Annotated in this window: 17 protein-coding genes and 1 tRNA gene; 8 read left to right on the top strand and 10 right to left on the bottom strand. The window is 64.1% G+C overall.

Translation table 11 applies throughout. The features are described 5' to 3' along the window. Positions 1-27 precede the first annotated feature (27 nt). The gene (locus tag GWK63_RS13250) at positions 28-645 is read right to left on the bottom strand and encodes a glutathione S-transferase family protein (protein WP_007397629.1); all 618 of its coding nucleotides are present in this window, start codon (positions 643-645) and stop codon (positions 28-30) included. Next, complete coding sequence (locus GWK63_RS13255) at positions 642-1,295, bottom strand: Rieske 2Fe-2S domain-containing protein (RefSeq protein WP_007397628.1); 654 nt, start codon at positions 1,293-1,295, stop codon at positions 642-644. Before GWK63_RS13255 ends, GWK63_RS13250 begins: the two co-directional genes overlap by 4 nt. A gap of 129 nt (positions 1,296-1,424) precedes the next feature. Here GWK63_RS13255 and GWK63_RS13260 point away from each other — a divergent pair, with 129 nt between their 5' ends. After that, positions 1,425-2,279, top strand: coding sequence for a vanillate O-demethylase oxygenase (locus tag GWK63_RS13260; protein ID WP_034929556.1), 855 nt, complete (start codon positions 1,425-1,427; stop codon positions 2,277-2,279). A 105-nt stretch (positions 2,280-2,384) separates the two neighbouring features. Continuing rightward, a complete protein-coding gene (locus tag GWK63_RS13265) occupies positions 2,385-2,561 on the top strand; it encodes a hypothetical protein (RefSeq protein ID WP_007397626.1) in 177 nt (58 codons plus the stop codon). A 173-nt stretch (positions 2,562-2,734) separates the two neighbouring features. Here the strand turns inward: GWK63_RS13265 and GWK63_RS13270 are convergent, their stop codons facing one another. Next, positions 2,735-4,066 (bottom strand): chloride channel protein, encoded by a 1,332-nt coding sequence (locus tag GWK63_RS13270; protein ID WP_007397625.1) that lies wholly within the window; start codon positions 4,064-4,066, stop codon positions 2,735-2,737. A gap of 367 nt (positions 4,067-4,433) precedes the next feature. On the opposite strand from GWK63_RS13270, the gene GWK63_RS13275 reads away from it, so the two are divergent. After that, a complete protein-coding gene (locus tag GWK63_RS13275) occupies positions 4,434-4,772 on the top strand; it encodes a P-II family nitrogen regulator (RefSeq protein WP_034929552.1) in 339 nt (112 codons plus the stop codon). Continuing rightward, positions 4,769-6,148 (top strand): ammonium transporter, encoded by a 1,380-nt coding sequence (locus GWK63_RS13280; RefSeq protein ID WP_007397623.1) that lies wholly within the window; start codon positions 4,769-4,771, stop codon positions 6,146-6,148. The genes GWK63_RS13275 and GWK63_RS13280 overlap by 4 nt, the downstream gene beginning before the upstream one ends. 240 nt (positions 6,149-6,388) lie before the next feature. Here GWK63_RS13280 and GWK63_RS13285 read toward each other — a convergent pair whose 3' ends face one another. Then, positions 6,389-8,533: a TonB-dependent receptor gene (locus tag GWK63_RS13285; protein ID WP_007397622.1), complete on the bottom strand. Its 2,145-nt coding sequence runs from the start codon at positions 8,531-8,533 to the stop codon at positions 6,389-6,391. 482 nt (positions 8,534-9,015) lie between these two features. Next, positions 9,016-9,714, bottom strand: coding sequence for a TetR/AcrR family transcriptional regulator (locus GWK63_RS13290; protein ID WP_007397619.1), 699 nt, complete (start codon positions 9,712-9,714; stop codon positions 9,016-9,018). A gap of 221 nt (positions 9,715-9,935) precedes the next feature. Between GWK63_RS13290 and GWK63_RS13295 the strand changes: the two genes are divergently transcribed. The 3 genes from GWK63_RS13295 to GWK63_RS13305 all read left to right on the top strand — a co-directional run bounded on the left by GWK63_RS13295 (position 9,936) and on the right by GWK63_RS13305 (position 12,230). Beyond that, on the top strand, positions 9,936-11,534 hold the full coding sequence (locus GWK63_RS13295) for an efflux transporter outer membrane subunit (protein ID WP_083824401.1): 1,599 nt from the start codon (positions 9,936-9,938) through the stop codon (positions 11,532-11,534). Between the two features lie 111 nt (positions 11,535-11,645). After that, entirely contained in the window at positions 11,646-12,059 is a 414-nt protein-coding gene (dksA, locus tag GWK63_RS13300; protein WP_010508899.1) for an RNA polymerase-binding protein DksA, read from the top strand. Between the two features lie 96 nt (positions 12,060-12,155). Further along, positions 12,156-12,230 (top strand) — tRNA-Thr (locus tag GWK63_RS13305). 233 nt (positions 12,231-12,463) lie between these two features. Here GWK63_RS13305 and GWK63_RS13310 read toward each other — a convergent pair. From GWK63_RS13310 to GWK63_RS13325, 4 genes are all read right to left on the bottom strand, one after another. Then, positions 12,464-12,931, bottom strand: a complete 468-nt coding sequence (locus GWK63_RS13310; RefSeq protein ID WP_007397616.1) for a hypothetical protein — start codon at positions 12,929-12,931, stop codon at positions 12,464-12,466. After that, positions 12,928-14,661 (bottom strand): putative bifunctional diguanylate cyclase/phosphodiesterase, encoded by a 1,734-nt coding sequence (locus GWK63_RS13315; RefSeq protein ID WP_034929546.1) that lies wholly within the window; start codon positions 14,659-14,661, stop codon positions 12,928-12,930. The genes GWK63_RS13310 and GWK63_RS13315 overlap by 4 nt, the downstream gene beginning before the upstream one ends. A gap of 123 nt (positions 14,662-14,784) precedes the next feature. Next, on the bottom strand, positions 14,785-17,022 hold the full coding sequence (locus GWK63_RS13320) for an EAL domain-containing protein (RefSeq protein ID WP_007397613.1): 2,238 nt from the start codon (positions 17,020-17,022) through the stop codon (positions 14,785-14,787). A gap of 155 nt (positions 17,023-17,177) precedes the next feature. Continuing rightward, positions 17,178-18,299, bottom strand: coding sequence for a lysophospholipid acyltransferase family protein (locus GWK63_RS13325; protein ID WP_099963165.1), 1,122 nt, complete (start codon positions 18,297-18,299; stop codon positions 17,178-17,180). Between the two features lie 243 nt (positions 18,300-18,542). Between GWK63_RS13325 and GWK63_RS13330 the strand changes: the two genes are divergently transcribed. Next, the gene (locus tag GWK63_RS13330) at positions 18,543-19,730 is read left to right on the top strand and encodes an extracellular solute-binding protein (protein ID WP_112210112.1); all 1,188 of its coding nucleotides are present in this window, start codon (positions 18,543-18,545) and stop codon (positions 19,728-19,730) included. On the opposite strand, the gene GWK63_RS13335 is transcribed toward GWK63_RS13330, so the two are convergent. Then, positions 19,721-20,446 carry a CbtA family protein gene (locus GWK63_RS13335; RefSeq protein ID WP_034929541.1) on the bottom strand — a complete coding sequence of 242 codons (726 nt, stop codon included), beginning with the start codon at positions 20,444-20,446 and terminating at the stop codon, positions 19,721-19,723. The genes GWK63_RS13330 and GWK63_RS13335 overlap by 10 nt on opposite strands. Positions 20,447-20,678: the final 232 nt, after the last annotated feature.

Below are 20,678 nucleotides of genomic sequence, written 5' to 3' on the forward strand. Positions count from 1 at the left end.
AACATGTAAGCGTATGTGTCACGGCCGTCAGGCATAATCCGGCACACCGGGCATGACGACAAAACCCGGCAGGCGCCGCAGCCCGCGCGCCCAGCGCCGCAGGGCGGGACAGGTGTCACGCTCCACCCCCAGATCGGCCGAAAGCGCGAACACCACGAACAGCACCACATCGGCAATGCTGGGCGCGGGCGCTGCGAACCATGCCTCCCCCGCCAGGGCGCGGGCGGCCATGTGGTCTTCCATCCGGCGCAGGAGGGCTTCAAGCGGGGCCGTGCCGGGCAGGACCGGCAGCGTGGTGCCAAAGGCGGCCGTACGCAGCGTGGCCAGCGTATCAAGCGCGGTCGCACCAAAATCCAGCCAGTCCATGACCGCCCATCCCTGCACGGGGTCAAGCCATGTGGGGGCCACGCCGGGCTGGCGGGCGGCAAACAGCAGGATCGTGCACGGGCGCGACAACCGCGTCCTGCCCGCCTGCAGCACGGGCGGGCAGAGGCCGGATTCCAGCCCCGCGGGGCGCTGCCCGGGCGCCAGGTCCATGTCCACCGCGCGCGTGGCAAAGGGCAGCCCCATAAGCGACAGGCCAAGGCGGACGGCATAACAGCGCACATCCGGCGTCCAGTCATGCAGGACCAGTGCGTCGCTCATGCCAGTTCCCCCATGATCCGGGTGGTGTCACCCCCGCCTTCCACCCCGTCGCGCAGCCGCTCCGCCCAGCGTGACAGCACCAGCGGGGACGGGGCCTGCGCATCCCGCGCCCGCACCACATGCAGCATGGCCTGCCCCGCCACCGGCGCATGCACCGCAAGCCCGACCGGGCCGCGCCATGTCATGGCCACATCCGCGTGCATGCCCAGCGCATGGCGCAGCAGCCCGGCCCCGGCGGACACATGCACGCTGCGCACCGGCTGCACCACCGGCCATGGTACCGGCATGGTGGCGGGAAAAGCCCCCGCACCGTCCATGCCAACCCAGGCAAGGCCCGCATGTTCACGCACCATATGGGTACGCACCTGGATGGCGGCGGGCACGCGCACGTTGGGGTGGGCCGGGATCAGCCTGCACCGCGCCGTGCCGCCAAACTGCCAGCCATGATACAGGCAGCCCAGCGCGCCCTCGCGCACGAAGCCAAAACTCAGCCGCATGCCGCGATGGGGGCAGCGGTCCTCCCACGCATGCAGGGTGGCGCTGTCCGTGTCCTCACGCCACAGCACGACCTCGTGCCCGTCAATCCGCACACCCGCGACCTCCCCACGGTGCAGGTCGGACAGGACACTGACCGGATGCCATCTTTCCATCTGTTGCGCCTTTTTCCCTTCATCCGGCCCGGATCATTGCATACCGCCCCGTGGGTGGCGCACAATGGCCCGTATTCTTTCACGCAATACCATGACGCGCCATGGCATACCGCAGGCAGGAACCGGGCAATGACACAGATCACTCCCCCCGATGAAACCGTTATGGACCAATGGCATGTCATCAGTCCCCTTTCGCAACTGCGCAGCATGCCGACCGACACCATGCTGCTGGACCGGCCCATCACCTTCGGCCATGACGCGCAGGGCAGGCCATTCGCCTGTGACGTAACCCAAAAGCGCCTGCTGCCCGTGCGGGCGCGCCATGGCTGCCTGTGGACCTGCCCCGGCACCCCTGCGGGTGATATTCCCGCCATTGACGAAGCGCTGGAACCGGACCGCAGGCTGGTGGATTGCGGGGTGTTCACGGTGCGCACCTCCGCGCCGCGTATCGTCGAGAATTTTCTCGACATGGCGCATTTCCCCTTCGTGCACACCAACATCCTGGGGGCCGAGCCGGACACGGAAGTCGCCCGCTACACCATAGAACTGCGTGAAGGCGGCAACGAGATCTGGGCCACGGACTGCCATTTCTACCAGCCACAGGCCGCCCTGTCCGCCACCGACGGGATCGATACCGAATACCTGTACCGCGTGGCAGGCCCGTTTGTGACGCTTCTGTACAAGACCTGTCCCGCCCGGCCCGGACGCTTTGACGTGATCGCCCTGTTCGTCCAGCCCATGACGCAGGAATGCGCGCGGGCGCATCCGGTGATGTTCCTGATAGACGAGGCATCCCCCCTGGCCGACCTGGTGGAGTTCCAGCAGACCATCTTCCTGCAGGATCGCATCATACTGGAAAACCAGCGCCCGCGACGGCTGCCGCTTTCCGCCGGGGCCGAAATCCCGACCATGGCGGACCGCATGTCGGTCGCCTACCGCCGCTGGCTGCGCGATCGCGGCATGACCTATGGCACCACGGCCTGAACACCTGCGTCCAGCGCATTACCCCCTTCCCCCCGGTGGGGCTGCGGGCCTGCGGCGCATGGTGTAAGCCTGCACCAGCACAGGCAGACAGGACAGGAACCGCACATGACCGACCAGACCACGACCAGCGCCTTCGATCAGGGCAAGGCTGCCGCCACCAAGGGCGAGCCACTGATCGAAAACCCGTTCGACGAAACGCTGCCCGCCTATGAACAGTGGAACAGGGGCTGGTGGAGCGTGCGTGAAAACGATGGCGACTTCGACCCCTTTGCCGAGAAATAGGCCATCGGGGCACGATGGCGTGAAGTCATCCAAACGTGAGCACGCGCCCATTGCGCCGGGACACGCCCGCATGGAATGAAGGGGGCTGACGGTTCGTTATAGCAGATATGCGACTGTCCTCAGGATAAGGCGGCATCGGCAACGGTGCCGCCTTTTTCCGTCCACCCGCCGGGTCAGGAGCGTGCCGACATGCTGCCCGGTGCCGCAGGCCGCAGCGTGGGGGCCGGTGCGCCGTCCACACGCGCGCAGACCCGCAAGCCCAGCAGCGCACTGGCCGAAGCCAGCAGGACGGGTACCCACATGTCATGCCCCAGCTGCGTGAATTCGATGCCAAGGGCAATGGCCGTAAGCGGCATGGACATGAACGTGCCCAGAAAGGCAATGCCCCCCAGCAGCGCCACCGTACCCATGGCAACCGGCGGCAGGAACAGGTTCCACACCCCCGCCAGCACGGTGGAAAGCAGTGCCCCCATGGCCAGGCTGGGGGTCAGCAGGCCACCGGCCGCGCCGGCCCGCACCGCCCCCATGATCGCCACGAATTTGAGCACCAGCACCACCGCGGCCAGCTGCACCCCCATCTGGGCGGCCAGTGCCAGCTGCATCGGCCCGCGCCCGTTGCCCGGCAGCTGCGGATAGAAACAGGTCGCCACCCCCAGCAGCGGAAACACCACCAGACACCAGCCGATACGCGACACCCCCGTCGCCGCCCGGTTCTGCACGACAGCCATCACGCGCCTGGCCATATGCGCCGCAATGCCGACAACCGGCCCCGCGCACAGTGCCCACAGTACCACGGGCATGGTCACCGCCATGGCCCCGGTTTCATACTGGTGCACATTACCCAGCACCGCCCATGGCACGCATGCCCCGATGGCCGAGGCCCCCATCGCGCACAGCACCGCGCGCTGGCCCATGGTGCCCAGCAGCACTTCCAGTATGAACAGCGCACCACCCAGCGGCACATTGTACACCGCCGCAAGCCCGGCCCCCGCCCCACACGCGATGATGATGCGCCGGTCGGCCGCCACCAGCCCCAGCATGCGGCCCGTGCCGGTGGCCAGCACGGCACCCAGTTCACGCGGCGCCACCTCACGCCCCAGCGGGGAACCCAGGGCCACGGTCACGATCTGCAGCAGCAGGTGCACAAGGGTGGAGAGCGGCGGCATCGGCCGCCCCAGCTCCGTTTTGCCCACGGCCCCGCCAATGCTGACCAGCGGCCTGCCGAAACGCCCCAGCGCCCACCAGCCCACACCCGCCACCACGCCCGCCGCGCACAGTGCGGCCATCCGCCGCCACGCGGGGGCGGCACTGACCCCCTGCACAAACGTATGCGGGCCGCCCGGCTGGCCGTAGCCGTAAGCCAGGTGCTGGATCATGTGCAGCAGCAGCGACAGCACCGTTCCCCCCAGTCCCGACAGGATGCCCGTCACCACGACCGCGACGGCCATGACCGGCCACGGCGTATGGGACACGGAAGCGGAAGGGGAGGAAGCGGGTGCGGACATGACGTTATGAGGTAGGCCGGATCGGGGATCGGGCGCAAGCCGACTTTGCAGGGATGCATGGACACGGAACCGGACAGGTGACACACGCCCCCGGCCCATGCGGGCGGCGGGGCCGGCAGCATGCGAAAGACCGGAACGGGAAGTGCTGCATTGTTCATTACGATATGATATCGACAACGCACCTGCCCCCTGTCATGCCCTGCTCCGGGAGCGGGTGGCGGGGCATGCACAATGGCCACACCTGCCCCGGGGTATGAAACTGCGGCGTAAAGACAGTAGCCAGTTCATATTGTTTACAGATATGGTTGCCTTTACGGAACAGAGGCAGCTAAATGAATTTCCAGGGGCAGGGCAGGAAGGGAACGAAATGAAATTTGTCATTGCCATCATCAAGCCATTCAAGCTGGATGAGGTGCGCGAGGGATTGCACTCCATCGGGGTGGATGCCCTGACGGCCACCGAAGTGAAGGGATATGGCCGCCAGAAAGGCCAGACCGAAATCTATCGTGGCGCTGAATACAACATCCAGTTCCTGCCCAAGATCAAGCTCGAGATCGCGGTGCCCGCCACCCAGTGCGACAAGGTGGTGGAGGTGATCCAGAGCGCCGCGTGCACCGGCAAGATCGGAGATGGCAAGATTTTTGTTCTGGACCTGCAACAGGCAATACGTATCAGGACACAGGAAACCGGAGAAAACGCGCTGTGATCACAAAGATTGGCAAGATCGGACGCCATGCGGGGCTGGCCGCAGCCGTAACCGCCGTGTCCCTGCGCGGCCTGCCCGCCATGGCGGCTGATGCCGCCCCCCCCGCGATCGACACGGGCGATACCGCATGGATGCTGGTCAGCACGGCACTCGTGCTGCTGATGACCATTCCGGGCCTGGCCCTGTTCTATGGCGGCATGGTCCGCAAGAAGAACGTGCTGGCCACGCTCATGCAGTCCTTCAGCATATGCTGCATCATGACGGTTGTGTGGATGGTGCTGGGCTACAGCCTGACCTTCACATCGGGCAATTCCTTCATCGGTGGCCTGTCGCGTGTCATGCTCAACGGCATGGGCGCGGGAATCAGCAAGGGTGCCGACGTGCCCTTCACCATGGCCGCGGGCACTGACGCCGCAACCGCCATGACCATTCCCGAAAGCGTGTGGATGACGTTCCAGATGACGTTCGCCATCATCACGCCCGCCCTGATCACCGGCGCCTTTGCCGAACGCATGAAGTTCAGCGCCATGTGCGTGTTCACCATCCTGTGGGGCCTGCTGGTCTATGTGCCGGTGGCCCACTGGGTGTGGGGGCCGGGTGGCTGGGTTGCGGGCCAGATCGGCGCGATCGACTTTGCCGGTGGCACGGTCGTGCATATCAATGCCGGTATTGCCGGTCTGGTCGCCGCCCTGGTGCTGGGCCGCCGCAAGGGATATGGGGAGGAAGACCTCTCCCCCTACAACCTGACCTATGCCGTCATCGGTGCCTCGCTGCTGTGGGTGGGCTGGTTCGGCTTCAACGCGGGTTCGGCCGGGGGGGCGAACGGCCGTGCGGGCATGGCCATGGCCACCACCCAGATTGCCGCCGCCGCCGCTGGCGTATCGTGGATGTGCGCCGAATGGATGAAGACCGGCAAGCCGACCGTGCTGGGCATCATCTCCGGTGCCGTGGCGGGACTGGTGGCCATTACGCCTGCGGCTGGCTTCGTGCTGCCCGGTGGCGCGCTGGTGATCGGGCTGCTGGCCGGTGTGATCTGCTTCTGGGGGGCTACGGGGCTCAAGCACATGATGGGCTATGATGACAGCCTTGATGCCTTTGGCGTGCATGGCATTGGCGGTATTGTGGGCGCGCTGCTGACCGGCGTATTCGCCTATGGCCCGCTTTCCGCCACCGATGCCAGCCCCGAGGGCGTGGTCGGCTCCTTCCACCAGTTGGTGGCGCAGGCGGAATCCGTGGGCGTGACCATCATCTGGTGCGCGGTGATCAGCTTCATCCTGCTCAAGGCCATTGACCTGACCATCGGGCTGCGTGTCAGCCGGGATGAGGAAATGGAAGGTCTGGACATGAGCCTGCATGGCGAACGGATCAATTCCTGACCCCCTGCCCTGACGGGCGACATGACCAGGGGCGGCCCAGGGGGCCGCCCTTTTTTTATACCGGCGCCCTTGGCATGACGCTGCCGGTCCGGGAAAACAGCCTGCCCCACCCTGCCGTCAGGGCAATGCAAACCGGCATGGAAGCGGAAAGGAATGCCGCCTTCCCGGAAAAGACGGCATCCCCTGAAGCGTTCTGGACCATGCTTTACCCGCAACGGCCCTGCTGGCCTGCACGGCCGGTCAGAAAGACTGCGAGATCCCGGTCAGGATCGTGCGGCGCAGCCCGTATTGCGGTGCGCCCACGCCAATGCCCGTGCCGCTGCGCAGCATGTAGGGGTGATCGAACAGGTTGGTCACATCCAGCCGCAACTGCGTGGTCCGCAGGAAACGGGAATGGAACAGGTCACGAAAGGACTGCACGACCGACATGTTGAAGGTGGCGTATTGCGGGATCACCCCGCCATTGGGCACATCCGAATCCTGCCGCAGCCCGCTGCCATACACCATGGTGGCCGAAAGGCGCGTCGGGTGCCCGGTGCGATGGAAGAATGTGTAGGCCCCCCCGGCCGAGGCGGTCCAGCGCTGGTCATGATCCAGATGGATCCAGTGCTGGCTGATATAGGCCAGGTCATCGGCGGCGAAATTGAACTGCGCGCTTGTAATGTCCTTGCCGATGGCGCGCGACCACGCGAAATTGCCATAGAGCGAAAGCGGCCCGCGATCATAGGAGGTCGAGAATTCGTAGCCATTGACCTGTCCCCGCCGGTAATTGAAGCCGGACAGGATGATCGGTGCCCCGAACTGCCCTTCATCAATCAGGTTATGCGCCAGCTTGTAATAGGCATCGAACGACACGCGCCAGCCGGGCAGGATGGTCTGCTCGATCCCGGCATCGAAATAATGATCACGCTCGGACTTGACCGTACTGCTGCCATTTGATGCCGCGGCACCGGACGTATTGGCAAACTGCTGCAGGTCGGTCCCCCCCACCACCTCGAACGGCGGCGGCGTGAAATAGCGTGAATATCCCGCATGCAGCACGCCGCCTTTCCATGCGCGCCATACCACATTGATGCGCGGGCTGAGCTGGTGCTCGTTGGTGTATTCACCCACGCCATCAAAGCGCAGGCCGTAATTGACCGTGACATTGCGCAGCGGCCGCCATTCATCCTGCACATACAGGCCATAGATATCGCCCGTGCGGCCATTGCCCGTATGGATGTTGATCATCTGGTCATTGGCATCGAACACCGTGGCGTCCGCCTTGGTGATGTTGCGTTCGGCAAAGACCTGGAAGCCGAAGCGGATGGTATGGTCGGGGCGCACCCGCCAGGTCACGTCGCTCTGCGTGCCGGTGGACATGACCGACCGTTCGGCATGCTGGCTTATGCCCATATAAGCCAGGTCCCCCAGATTGGGATCAGGGCTGTAGCCAAGGCTGCTGTAGCGCGAGAAGACCGAGGTCTGGAGCGAGAACGCACCGATCTCCTTCTGGAGCGACAGGATGGCGAAATCCGTGATTTCCTTCTGGTGCTCGTTCAGGTCGCCACTGCCTGGCGCATTGGGCAGGAGTGCGGTGTAGTTCTGGTCAAACAGCGGCTGGCCGCCATTGTTGGGTAGCTGGTACTCGGCGTTCGATACCCCGGCAATCAGGCTGATCCGCGTGTTTTCATCCACCGTGTACCGCAGGTGCCCCAGGAAGTGGTACTGGTTGCTCAGGTCATGCGGCGCATTGAAGGAGGCGGTCGTATTCTCGATCCCTACCCGGTCATGCACGTAATCGGCGGTAAAGAAGTAATCCCACTTTCCATACTGCCCCCCATACTGGGCGGAAGGAAAGAAGTAGTCGCGCGCGCCACCATAGATCGACACGTTGCCGCCCTTGTTGGTCGTCCCGTTCTTGGTGGTGATGTCCACCACCGCCGCCTGCAGGAAGCCGTACTGCACCGGCAGCGCGCCGGTGGAAAGGGACAGGTTGTCGGCAAAGCGGGTCATGAGGGTCTGACCGAACACGTTCATGCCTTCGGGCAGCTGCACGCCATCCAGGCGGAACTGCACCTCGTTATGGTCACCGCGCACATGGATCTGGCCGTAACTGTCCTGTGCCACACCGGGGGCTTGCAGCAGCACGCTGTTCAGTCCCGCGTTGTCACCGCCCGGAATGGTTTCCAGCGCCCTGCGGCTGAAGGCATGCACCGTGGCCCCCGTGGAGGGCTGGAGCTGCATCCGCGCGCGGTCAAGCCGTGCGGTGACGGTCATGGTCTCGGGCGCGGAAGACGGACGGGTTACATCCTTTTCCCCCGTCGTGGCGGTGCTGCTGGCGGCAGCGGCGGACAGCACCGGCTCCTGGCCCATCGCACTGGCAAGGGGGGTCAGAATGGTCATGGCCAGAAGCATGGCCGGTGAATGGGGACGGGCGGAAAACCATAGGCGCATCATGGCGGGGCGGGCTCACATCCAGAAAAATGATTTCGGGAAGCGCAGCATTATTTGGTACAATATAACATAACAATCTAAAAAAGCAGCCTGTCGCTCAGCCCTCGCGTTATGTTGCATTTACGCAACACACCCCAAGGCTGACCGGCATAGTCTGGTCACATCTACCAGGAATCCGGAATGTCTTTACGTATGGCAACCGGACATGACCGGGCGGCATGACCATGCAGGATGCGGATAACCAGAACCGGACAGGCAACACGCTCGCCCCGTCCAATGACGGGATGTAAATGCTGTTCTAAAACAGGTTGCGAATACGTAACAATAAAAATTCTGGATATGGCATTTTTCAAAACTCCCTGAAAAACGCTTCCCCAACACTTTCCTGTTATTTTCAGGCCATTTCACGGATGGCTTCTGAAAATGGCCTTTCAGTCGGCCGCCGTGTCCATGACAAGCGGCGGCAGGCGCGGGGCTTCGCGCATATAGGCGTTCAGGAATGTCCTGACAGCGGACCGGGCGATGAAGATGATATGTGCCTCGTCCGTGTTGACCGGCAACTGCATGCGCGCGCGTGCCGCGATGCGCGTCTGGCACAGCGCGTAGAACTGCTCCGCCGCGAAAACGGGGTCGGGAATGTTCAGCACGCCCGCGTCATTATGCTGCATGAGCCATGCGGACAGGATGTTGATGGCCTTCTGCGGGCCATGCTTCCAGAAGGTCTCCGCCAGGGCGGGGAAATTGCCGGCCTCCGAGATGATGATGCGGTTGAGCATGAGCGACAGCGGCGAGGTAAGCAGGCGGATCATGGCCACCGCCAGATGGTCGAGCGATTCCGTAAGGTTCGCCCCCTCGTCTATCCGGCTGAACAGAAGGGGCATCTTCTCGCACGCGCACTGTTCCACAAAGGCGGAGAACAGCGTGGCCTTGCTGTCGAAATAATTGTACAGCGTACCCTTGGATACCCCGGCATCGCGCGCAATGCCCGACATGCTGGCCCCTTCGTACCCATGTTCGGCAAAAACCCGCGCGGCACCAGCCAGTATCTGCGCGCGTTTGGCGGCGGAAGCCCCCGAAGGCACGCAATCTTCCGCCTGTGCCTGGCGTGGCCGGTCTGCCGTGGTACCCATTGAAATCATCCTGCTCCCAGTAATCGGTGCGTACTTTCGATTGACCCCGTGCGGAAAGCCGATAGGCTAGGGGACTGACCGAACTGATCGGTCATTTCAGCCATGGTAGCGAAACCATGCACTGGAATACAGATTTATATTAACCGTTTCAGGCACGACAGGGGGCCGCGTTGGCAGGTAGGGGAATTTCATGGCGCACGGCGGTGGTTGGGTTGTCGGTCATGACCGCCGGGTGCGCGGTTGGCCCGAATTTCCACAAGCCCACGCCGTGGGCGCCCAAGCAGTACGGCGGCCCGGCCCGTATCGCCCCCGATGGCACGAACAGCCCCGCGCAGGTTGCAAGCCAGACCACACAGGATGACCCCGATACCGCATGGTGGACCCTGTTCCATGATGCCGAACTGACCAGACTTGAACAGCGCGTGGCCACCGATAACCTGGATGTGCGCGCCTATGCCTACCGCATGGCCCAGAGCCGCGCGGAACTGCGCATTGCCGGCGCCGAGCGCTATCCCGGCCTGTCAGCCAGCGGTTCCTATGCCCGCCAGCAGTACAGCACCAAGATGCTGCAGCGTATCGTGACCGACGTGGAAAGCGACCCGCAGCTGGCCAACACCCCCGGCTTCTCCCAGTTCGCGCCCACACCGGGGGAAGCCAAGATCCCCCTGTTCAACCAGTGGCGCGACAGCGTGGATGCCACATGGGAGCTGGACCTGTGGGGTCGCGTGCGCCGTGAATACGAAGCCGCCGCCGCCAACACCCAGGCCGTGAACGAAGCCCGGCGCGGCATGCTGATCTCCCGCCAGTCGGAAGTAGCGCGGGATTACATGGACCTGCGCAACACGCAGGAACAGCTGCGCATTGTCATGGAAAACCGCGACGTAGCGAAATCCATGCTGGACCTGAACCAGCAGCGCTACACCAAGGGGCTGGCCAGCAACCTGGAAGTGGAACAGGCCCGCGCCCAGTATGAAAGCACGCTGGCGCAGATCCCCCAGCTTGAGCAGCAGCTTGTCCTGCAGGTCAATGCGCTGAGCCTGCTGATGGGTGAACCGCCCCGCGCGCTGTCCGATGAACTGCTGACGGCAGCGGCCATTCCGCCCGTGCCACCGCGCGTGCCGGTGGGCGTGCCCTCCGAACTGGCGCGCCGCCGCCCCGATATCCGCCGTGCAGAAGCCAGCCTGCACGCCGCCATTGCCCAGGTGGGCGAGGCCGTGGCCGAATTTTACCCGCGCGTGACCATCAATGCGGGATTCGGCTTTGAATCCCTCTCCTTCCGCGACCTCGGGTTCTGGAATGCCAAGGCATGGAATGTCGGCCCGTCCATCACGCTGCCGCTGTTCCAGGGCGGGCGCCTGCGTGGCCAGCTTGAACTGCGCAAGGCCGCACAGAAGGAAGCGGCCATCAATTACCAGAAGACCGTGCTGGGCGCGTGGCATGACGTGGATAACGCCCTGACCGCCTATACCGATGAACAGCGCCGCCATGACGAACTGGCCCGCCGCGTGGAGGCCAGCCACCATGCGCTCCAGCTGGCGCAGGACCAGTACCGCAACGGCATGGTGACCTATCTGACCGTGCTGGACACGCAGCGCCAGTATCTGGGGGCTGAATCCGACCTGACCACCAGCACCGCCACCATATCGGGCAATCTGGTGCGGCTGTACAATGCGCTGGGTGGCGGGTGGGAGACCACCTATCCCGAAGCGCCTCCCCGCGCGAAACGGGGCACGGCCTCCACGTCCCGGTCCGCAACCGGCACGCCCGCCACGATGCCGCAGGCCGCTGCCACTGCCACCCCCGCGCATCAGCCTGCCTGAAAACCGCGTTAAAAGCTTGGCGTGCGTGCGCCATGCTAGTATAAGCCGCCCCGTTCCCCACTGGCTGGACCCTACCCGCCACGGGGAACCACGGCGCAGGGACCAGTCATCATGATTACATTGCCCCCCGATTATCGCCCTTCGGATGATGAGGAATTCATGAATCCGCAGCAGGTGGAATATTTCCGCCTCAAGCTGCTGAAATGGCGAGCGGATCTTCTTAAGGAAGCGGATGAAACACTTGCCAGCCTGTCCGAAGGTGGCATTCACGAAGCGGATATTACCGACCGCGCCAGTGTCGAGACCGACCGTGCGCTTGAACTGCGCACCCGTGACCGGGCACGCAAGCTGATTTCCAAGATCAACCAGGCGCTGCTGCGTATCGAAGCGGGCACCTATGGCTATTGCGAGGAAACGGGCGAGCCGATCGGCCTGAAGCGGCTGGAAGCCCGCCCCATCGCCACCCTGTCGATCGAGGCGCAGGAACGCCACGAACGCATGGAGCGCATCCACCGCGACGACTGACTTTCCCCACCCCCGGCCTGACATCCCAATTTTCCAAAACATGAGAAAAGGGGGTTGTCAGCCGGGCCAGGAAAAGTTAGGAAGCGCGCATACAGTGCTGCTGTAGCTCAGTGGTAGAGCACTCCCTTGGTAAGGGAGAGGTCGACAGTTCAATCCTGTCCAGCAGCACCATGATTTCCCTTGATATCCTGTTCGTCCGGTTTTCCTGATACGGCCCATGTGGCGTGGGAAGGCTGATGATACAGACATGAACGGTTACCGGATCAGGCTGTCATGCGCGCGTCGGCACGCAGGTCTGCCCGCCGTATAGTCCGCAAATCATAAATAAGTTTCTGGTGACGCTTTTTTCAAAAAGCATCGGAGAATGCCGTCTTTTTGAAAAAAGGCGGCATCCGGGACCTTTGTTATTTTTTATCCTGCCCCGCGGCATCCAGCCCGAGGGCCGCGATATCCGCGGGTGGCCCCGCCAGCATGCAGGCAACGCCGGTGGTACGGTCCACCACCATGCGGATATCCACCGGCGCCTCATGGCTGTCAAACAGGTCGGATGTCACGCCATAAACCGGATGGAGCGGTTCGTCATGTTCCACGTCATGACGGATAATCTGGGTCATGATCCGGCCAAGGGCGCGCTCCAGCCCCTCCATGACGCGCGACGGGGCCAGCCGGGGCCGGGCGGCCGTGGCTTCCCCCATGCAGTGCCGTTCCAGCAATGCCGTCCACGCGGCCGTCGGGATGAACATGGGCATACGCCCGCCATCATTATGACGCTCGGCATGCATGATGCGGCGCGTGTTGGCCAGACCGATCACATCAATCCGGGGCAGGTCATCCCCGATACGCGCGGGGATGATGCGGGAGGCATCGGTCACGAACGGGCTTCCCTGTCAAAATGTTCCGGCATGACCAGTATATCCTGCGGTGACAGGGCGGATGAAATGTAGAAACCCTGTATCCGCTCGGGCTTCATCTGCATGACCAGATCGAACTGCTCACGGTTTTCCACCCCTTCAACCGTCACCTCCATCCTGAAGCCCTGCCCCATCTCGATCAGGCTGGACAGGACCATGCAGGCATCGGGATTGCCCACGATGCCGGCCACCATGCTCTGGTCGATCTTGACCTGCGAGAACGGCAGTTCACGCAGGTGGTTGAGCACGGTAATGCCCTTGCCAAAATTATCGAGTGCTATGCGGAAGCCCGAGCGCGCCAGTTCACGCAGGTTGCGGATGCCCTGGTCGGCCCGGCGGCCATGCAGCATCGCTTCCGTCACTTCCAGCACGAAGTTCTCGGGCTGCATGTTGAACCGCCTGAGTGATTCTTCCAGCTCGCGCTGGTAGTCATCGCGGATCAGGTCCATGCGCGACAGATTGATGGCAAGCTGGCGCTGCGGGTGGCCGTTGCTGTTCCACATGTGTACGTCATGGCGGAACGCCTCGATCATGCGCGGCCCCATGGCCTGCGCCAGCCCCGCATCGGTAAACACGTCGGAAAAGTCTTCCGCCGCCAGCAGCCCGCGTTCGGGGTGCTGCCAGCGCAGCAGCGCCTCGATCTGGTCCACCTTCAGCGTATGGCAGTTCAGGATGGGCTGGTAATAGACCTCGAACTGGTTGCGCTCCACCCCGCATCGTGCCTCGCTCAGGATGGAAACACGCGCCTGGGCGCGTTCACGCAGCTTGCGGGTAAACATCTGGGACTGCTTGCCACCGGCACGCTTGGCGGCGTACATCGCCATGTCGGCGTTTTTCTGCACATCCTCGATCGTATCGGTGCCATCCAGCAGGACTGCGCCAATACTGCCCGCCACGCTGACCGTGACCGTCTCGATATCGATGGGCCGTTCCAGAATGGCCTGAAGGCGGTCCATGTACCGCTCCAGCGAGATATCCTCAAGCGTGCGGTGCAGGATGACGGCAAACTCATCGCCTCCCAGCCGGCTGACCGGGTCATCGGGATGGGTCAGTTCGATCAGGCGCGAGGCAATGGCGCGCAGCACGATGTCCCCCGCATGGTGGCCGTGCACGTCATTGATCTGCTTGAAGCCATCAAGGTCGAACATGGCCAGCGCGGGGGCGGGCTGGCCGGTACTGCCCGGCTCGCGGCAGCGCGCCAGTTCATCGGCCAGCGCGGTGTTGAAGCCACCACGGTTGAGCAGGCCGGTCAGGGTATCCGTTTCCGCCAGTTCGCACAGCCGGTCACGGGTGTTCATGAGTTCGGTAATCTCGAAACGGCTGGCGACATAGCCCTGGATCACGCCCGCGCGGTCCAGCTTGGGAATGATGGTGGTGGCCACCCAGTACAGCGAACCATCCTTCGCCCGATTGCAGATATTGCCCTGCCACAGCTGGCCCGACTGGATGGTGCGGTACAGGTCCCGGAAGAAATCCGCGTCATGATAGCCGGAATTGACAATACGGTGCGTGGAGCCGATCAGTTCCTCACGCGAGTACTGGCTGATCTCGCAGAAGCGGTCATTGACATATGTGATGACCCCTGCACTGTCGGTAATCGCGACGATCAGGACACTGTCAACCAGATCAGCCCAGAAATCCGCATCCTGATGCGTCAGGGCCCGCAGCCGATCATCATGTTGCAATGCCATTTTCCCGCCTGGAAACAATAATAAAAAGCAAACTAGGGTATTTCATAAAGTCAAACCGCCCCGGCGGCCAGCCTGCCGCACACGGCATGCCTGCGCCTGCCGGCCATGACATCCCTCCCCCCATCATGCCGAGGGAATGACGAAGGAACCGCGGGCCTGGCGCTCACGGAACCATTTTTCCAGTTCGGCAGGGGGAAGCGGCCTAGCAAACAGATAGCCCTGCATCACGTCACAATGCAATTCCTCAAGCAGCCGCCACTGCTGCTCGGTCTCGACCCCTTCGGTCACGACCGTCATGCCCAGCCGCGAACCGATGCCGATCACCGCCATGGTCACGGCCTGGGCATTGGTATCGTGCTCGAAATCATTGATGAAGCTGCGGTCGATCTTGATTTCGGTCAGCGGCAGGCGCGTCAGGCGTGACAGGCTGGAATAGCCGGTGCCGAAATCATCCATCGACAGCCCCACATCAAGCCTGCGTATGGCGTGCAGCACCTCTTCGGTCTCGCTGCTGCTGTCCATCATCACGCTTTCGGTAATCTCCACCGTCAGCCGGTCCGGCGTCAGGCCGTGCTGGCCAAGCAGGTTGGCAATGTATTCAGGCAGCGAGCGGTTGCGGAAATGCACGGCCGACAGGTTGACCGCAACGGTCGGCACATGCACGCCATCACGATCCCACCTGACCATCTGGCTGCACGCTTCCTGCAGGGACCACCGGCCGATGGCCTCGATCTGTCCGGTTTCCTCCGCCACCGCAATGAAGCGGGAGGGATAGATGTTACCCAACGTCGGATGGTGCCACCGGGACAGGGCCTCCACCCCATACAGGCCGCCGGTCATGGTTTCCACCTGCGGCTGGTAGTGCAGGTTCAGCATGCCCTTCGACAGCGAATCCCGCAGCGCCGAACCCAGCATGAGCCGTTCCTGCGCCACCTGGTTCTTCTCATGGCCCGCAAAGCGGTAGAGACCGCGCCCGTCCCCCTTTGCCTGCCGGGCCGCGGCATCGGCCAGGCTGAGCAGGGATTCACTGTCCGGCCCGTTTTCGGGGAAGGTACTGATGCCGACACAGCACGAGATGGTCAGGGTGTTCTCCCCCACCTGCAGCGGCCTGGCGATGGCATTGATCAGCTTTTCGGCAAACTGCTCGGCCCTGGCGTGCGAGCAGTCGGGCACGATGATGATGAACTCGTCCCCGCCCGAACGGCTGACGATGTATTCATCATTGACCAGCCCACGGATGCGGCGCCCGATCTCGATCAGGAAACGGTCGGCATTCACATGGCCCAGCGCGTCATTGATATCGCGGAACCGGTCGATATCAACCATGAACAGCGAAAACTGGCTGTCCCCGCCCCGCATGATCAGGCGCTCGATGACATTATGCAGCGAGGTGCGGTTGAGCAGCCCGGTCAGGCTGTCGAAATTGGAAAGCTGGGCAATATGCTGCCGTGTCTCGTTCTGTTCGATCGCCAGCGCGCAGAACGGCATGGAGGTGGAAACCACGCGCTGCGGCCATGCCAGGTCGGTATCATCGCCCCGCAGGTAGAGGGCGAAGATGCCCATGACCTGACCGGTGCGCGAGATGATGGCCGAGGAACAGCACCGCTCCAGCCCCAGCGAACGGGCCAGCGAGGAATAGCCATCCCACACCACCTTGTTGCTGCTGTCGGGTGCCGTGCGCAGTGTCTCGACCTGCTCGGCGCTGAGTTCCATGCTGTCCAGCGCCGTGCGGTAGCGGTTGGGCATGCCGGGTGATGCCGCGATGGACAGCCTGCGCCGCGAACGGTCAAGCAGCAGGACCGCCGCCACCCCGCCGGGCACGAAACCATCCACCCGGCGGCACAGCAGGTCGCCCACTTCCTGTATGGTCAGGTCGGATGCCAGCGCCTGGAGCACGTCGTTCTGCAGGATCAGGATCTTGCGCTGACGGCTCTGCTCCGTCACGTCCTTCATCACGGCGATGTAGTAGATCTTGTGCGAATCAGCCAGCTGCACGCGGGAGATGGACAGTTCCCCGCACACATATTCGCCATTGGCGCGCCTGAACTCCACCTCCCGCGAGGTGCCGACAATCCGGCCGATCCCGGTCTCGCGGTTGCGGTCGATGTAGCTGTCATGCTGCGCACGTTCCGCCACGGGCACAAGGCAGCTTACATTTTCGCCCAGAACCTGCGCGCGCGGCAGGCCCCATATGCGCTCGGCGGCGGCATTGAAAAGGATAATCCTGTTGTGCTCATCAATCACGACCATGGGATCAATGGCCTGCTCCATGGCAGAAAGCAGGACATCGGCACTAATTTTCGGCTGATCCACCGTAGACTCCAGAGCATCGGCACGGCAGCCCGCACCATGTGAGATCACTGTTGCTGGCGTTGCCAGGCATGGTCCCGGCGCCATGGCGGCCTGAAAACCGGCCTGGCCCGGCCACAGGCATTACGGACCTGCGGGTTTGCATCCAAGCATAGTATGCACCGGGCAGGGGGAACATGACATGCCTCAATCTTGACACAAACCCCTCAGTCGCCACGCCGTTCCAGATCCTGCGGCAGCATGCCGGCCAGCGGGCGGCAGGCATAGGCGGTTTCGCTTTCGGGCTGGGGCTCGTTCTGGCGCAGTCCGGCCGCCCCCGCGGCCACGGCCCGCCAGGTGGCCTGCGCCAGTGCCTTGCGGCTGGGGAAATCATCGGGATCAAGGGCGGGATGCAGCAGGACCGTGGCACGCATCGACCGCCAGCGGAGCAGCTGCCATACATGCGGGCCCAGATCCATGTCCCCGTACCAGGCAAAGACCGGCCTGCGCGCCCGGTTGACCGGCAGGCCCTCCAACTGGTCGTACACGACCGATATGGGCTGGATCAGCGGCGTCATGCCGGGGCGGGCGGCAATGGCGGCGGCTTCGCTTTCCGGCTCCGCCGGGGCCTTGCCCGGCGGCAGGCGGGGCGGCTTGGCAATGGCGAAAAAGGCCGACAGGAAGGGCAGTACGCGGGACCCGTCCGATGACGTCCCTTCGGGGAACAGGATCAGGTTGTCACCCTCCACCATCAGCCGGTGCAGCATTTCGTCGCGTTCGCGCCCGGTCGTACTGCGCTGGCGGCTGACGAATATGGTCCGCCCGATGCGCGAGACCAGCCCCATGATGGGCCAGCCCTCGATATCGCCCTTGGCCACGAAATTCGATGGCAGGACCGTACCCAGCACCGGCACGTCCAGCCAGGTGGAATGGTTGGAGACGTAGATGACGGGCCGCTCGCCCCGCTGGCGCGCCTTGCGGCCGCCCACGCCGCCCGCCCTGCGGCCCACCACGCGGATGCGCAGCGACAGCAGCAGGCACAGCCCGCCCCATACCATGCGCGTCCACCGGATCTTGGCGGTACCGGGCACCAGCAGCAGCACGGCCTCGAACCCGACCGAAAGCGGCACCCATACGGTAATGGCCGCAAGCCTGCCCACCCCACGCGCGGTACGGGCATAAGCGCGCAGCCGCCCCGAGGGCACGACCGTGACGGTTGCAACCGCACGGGCCGCTTCCGAACCGGCTTCGGGGGCAATCACCTGCCGGGAGGCACGCAACGCAGACCGGGACTGGACAGGCGGTGGAGAACGGCGCCGGGTCAAACGGCGGATGAAATCGGCGATCATGCGCCTATCCATAGCCCTTCATCATGGCGTGCGACAATATGGAGCAGCCGGGGCGGAAGGCTGGCGTGTCATGCGCGCAACGCCCCGGCCCGGCCCCGGTAACGGCCGGTACGGGCATCAGGGGCGCCGGATCAGGGGCCCGGGGGCCATGGTTTTTTACACCCTTCGTCACCCATCCTTACTGGACCTTGCATCCAGACACGTCCATGCTGGAGGGTAAATCCCTGCAGGAGTTGCCTTTTCATGTCCGCATGCAGCCGTCGTGGCGCGCTTGCCGCCACTACCGCCTTCATGGTCCTGGCCATGCTCCCGCTTCCTGCCGCCCGGGCGGCGGACGATGTGCTGAACGTGCTGACCTGGTGCGACCATGAAGACCCGGAACTGCTTGGCCCCTTTGAACAGGCCAACAGGGTGCGCGTGCACTTCAAGGACATCGACAGCACCGATGCCACCCGCGCCATCCTGCGCCAGGCGCAGGCAGCGGACTGGGATGTGGTGATCATGGAGGAGACGGCAGCCCCGCAGCTGGCTGAAGCCGGGCTGCTCATGCCGCTGGACCCGGCTGATTTTCCCGATAACGGCACGGCGCCCGCCATCGGCGACCCGGCTACCGGCTCATATGGCGGGCGGCTGTATGCCGTGCCGGAAAAATACGGCTTCAACGCCGTGGCCTTCAATCGCGCGCGCGTCAGTGCCACCGACATGGAGGACATCAACGCCATCTGGCAGCCCCGCTACCACGGGCGCATTGCCATCTATGACAGCTATCTGCCCGTACTGTCCTACATCGCCCTGGCGCTGGGACTGGACCCCGCGCGGCTGAACACAGCCGACCTGCCCGCGCTGCAGGCAAAGCTTGCCACCCTGCGCGCCAGCGCCCCGATCGTGGGCGATATCGCCACCGTGCAGCAGGCACTGGCCGATGGGCAGGTGGATATCGTGGTGGGTGGCGGCGCATGGACCACGGCGGGCGTGGGCGAAGGCGGCACCCCCGCACAGGCCGGAAGCAGCCCGACCGACCCGCGGCACCCGGACCTGACCTTTACGGTGCCCCGGCAGGGGGCGATGCGGTGGCTGCATGGTATCTCGATTGCCGCGGCTTCCCAGCGCAAGGCGCTGGCGGTGGCGTTCGCGCAGTATCTGCGCACCCCCGCAGCCCAGGCGCGGCTTGCCACGTCCTCATGCTACTGGGGCATGCCCGCCTCCACCCGCGCACCGCTGGACGAGGCGACCCGCGCTGCCCTGCACTGGGACCAGCAGGCCGCCTATCTCGCGGCCAGCCACCCCTACCCCACGCCGGATGACGGCATGGATGCCCGCCTGCGCGCGGTGTGGGACAGGGTCATGCGCGACGATGCCCCGCCACCAGCCGCCGCAACCGATGGCACGGACAGCCGGGATGCCGGGGCAAAGGCCGCTACTCAGCCATAGCGCACGGGCGACCGTGCCAGCAGCCGGTCGGCCATGATGCCAAACAGCAGCCCCAGGCTGCCCCACAGCACAAGCTGCATGCCCAGCGCCGCCTCGCGGAAGCGCCACAGCACGGTGGCGGGGAAATTGTCCGGCACTTCATTGAAATCGGGCAGCACCGCCTGCAATACGGCCACCAGCACCACAAAAAGGGCCGCGCCACACAGTGCGCCCCCCCAGTTGCCCCAGTGTCGCGCCCCTCTGCGGCCCGCCAGTACCGCCAGCGTCAGCGCGCATAGCGAGAAGATGATCATCTCGAAATAGGTGGCGGTCCGCATGCCGATGGTTTCGGGCTGGCCCACGGCGGGCGGATTGGCCGGGTATTTCAGGTCAGGCACCAGTACCACGGCCAGGAACCCCGCCCCCGCCAGCAGCAGGGCCAGCATGCGCGGCGAAAACCGGCCCAGCCGCCCGTAGGCGGCGGCGAACACAAGCGCGAACAGCCCGCCATAGGCCGCGCCATACATGGCGGCGGCGGTCAGCATGCCGATGGAAGCCTGCACCCCACGGCTGACCAGTTCCGGCTCCGGCGCCTCGCCGGCCGCCGCATCCAGGGCGGATTCAAAGGCAATGGCCAGATTGACCTGCGGTTCACCAAACACACGGGCGAAAAGGAAGGCAAGGCAGGAGGCAAGAATGCCCGCCAGCATGCCACGCAGCAGAAGGCGGCCGGCCATCAGGCCACGCCCCGGCGGGCCGGAATGAAAGGATGGGACATGGTTCAGATCTCCTGTCGGGAAAGCGCGTCCCGTAACGGAATGGTAGCCTGATCCGCAGGAGAGGTCTGACTTCCGCATGCACGCATGCGCTATACAGTGGCGCGACCGTGCCGGGTTTCCACCGGCTTCTCCCCCGCAGATGACGGGGGACCAGTCAATAGCGCCCCCCGCCCCCAAGTCAAACACAAAG

Source organism: Komagataeibacter rhaeticus (assembly GCF_011611525.1).
GTDB classification, from domain to species: Bacteria; Pseudomonadota; Alphaproteobacteria; order Acetobacterales; family Acetobacteraceae; genus Komagataeibacter; species Komagataeibacter rhaeticus.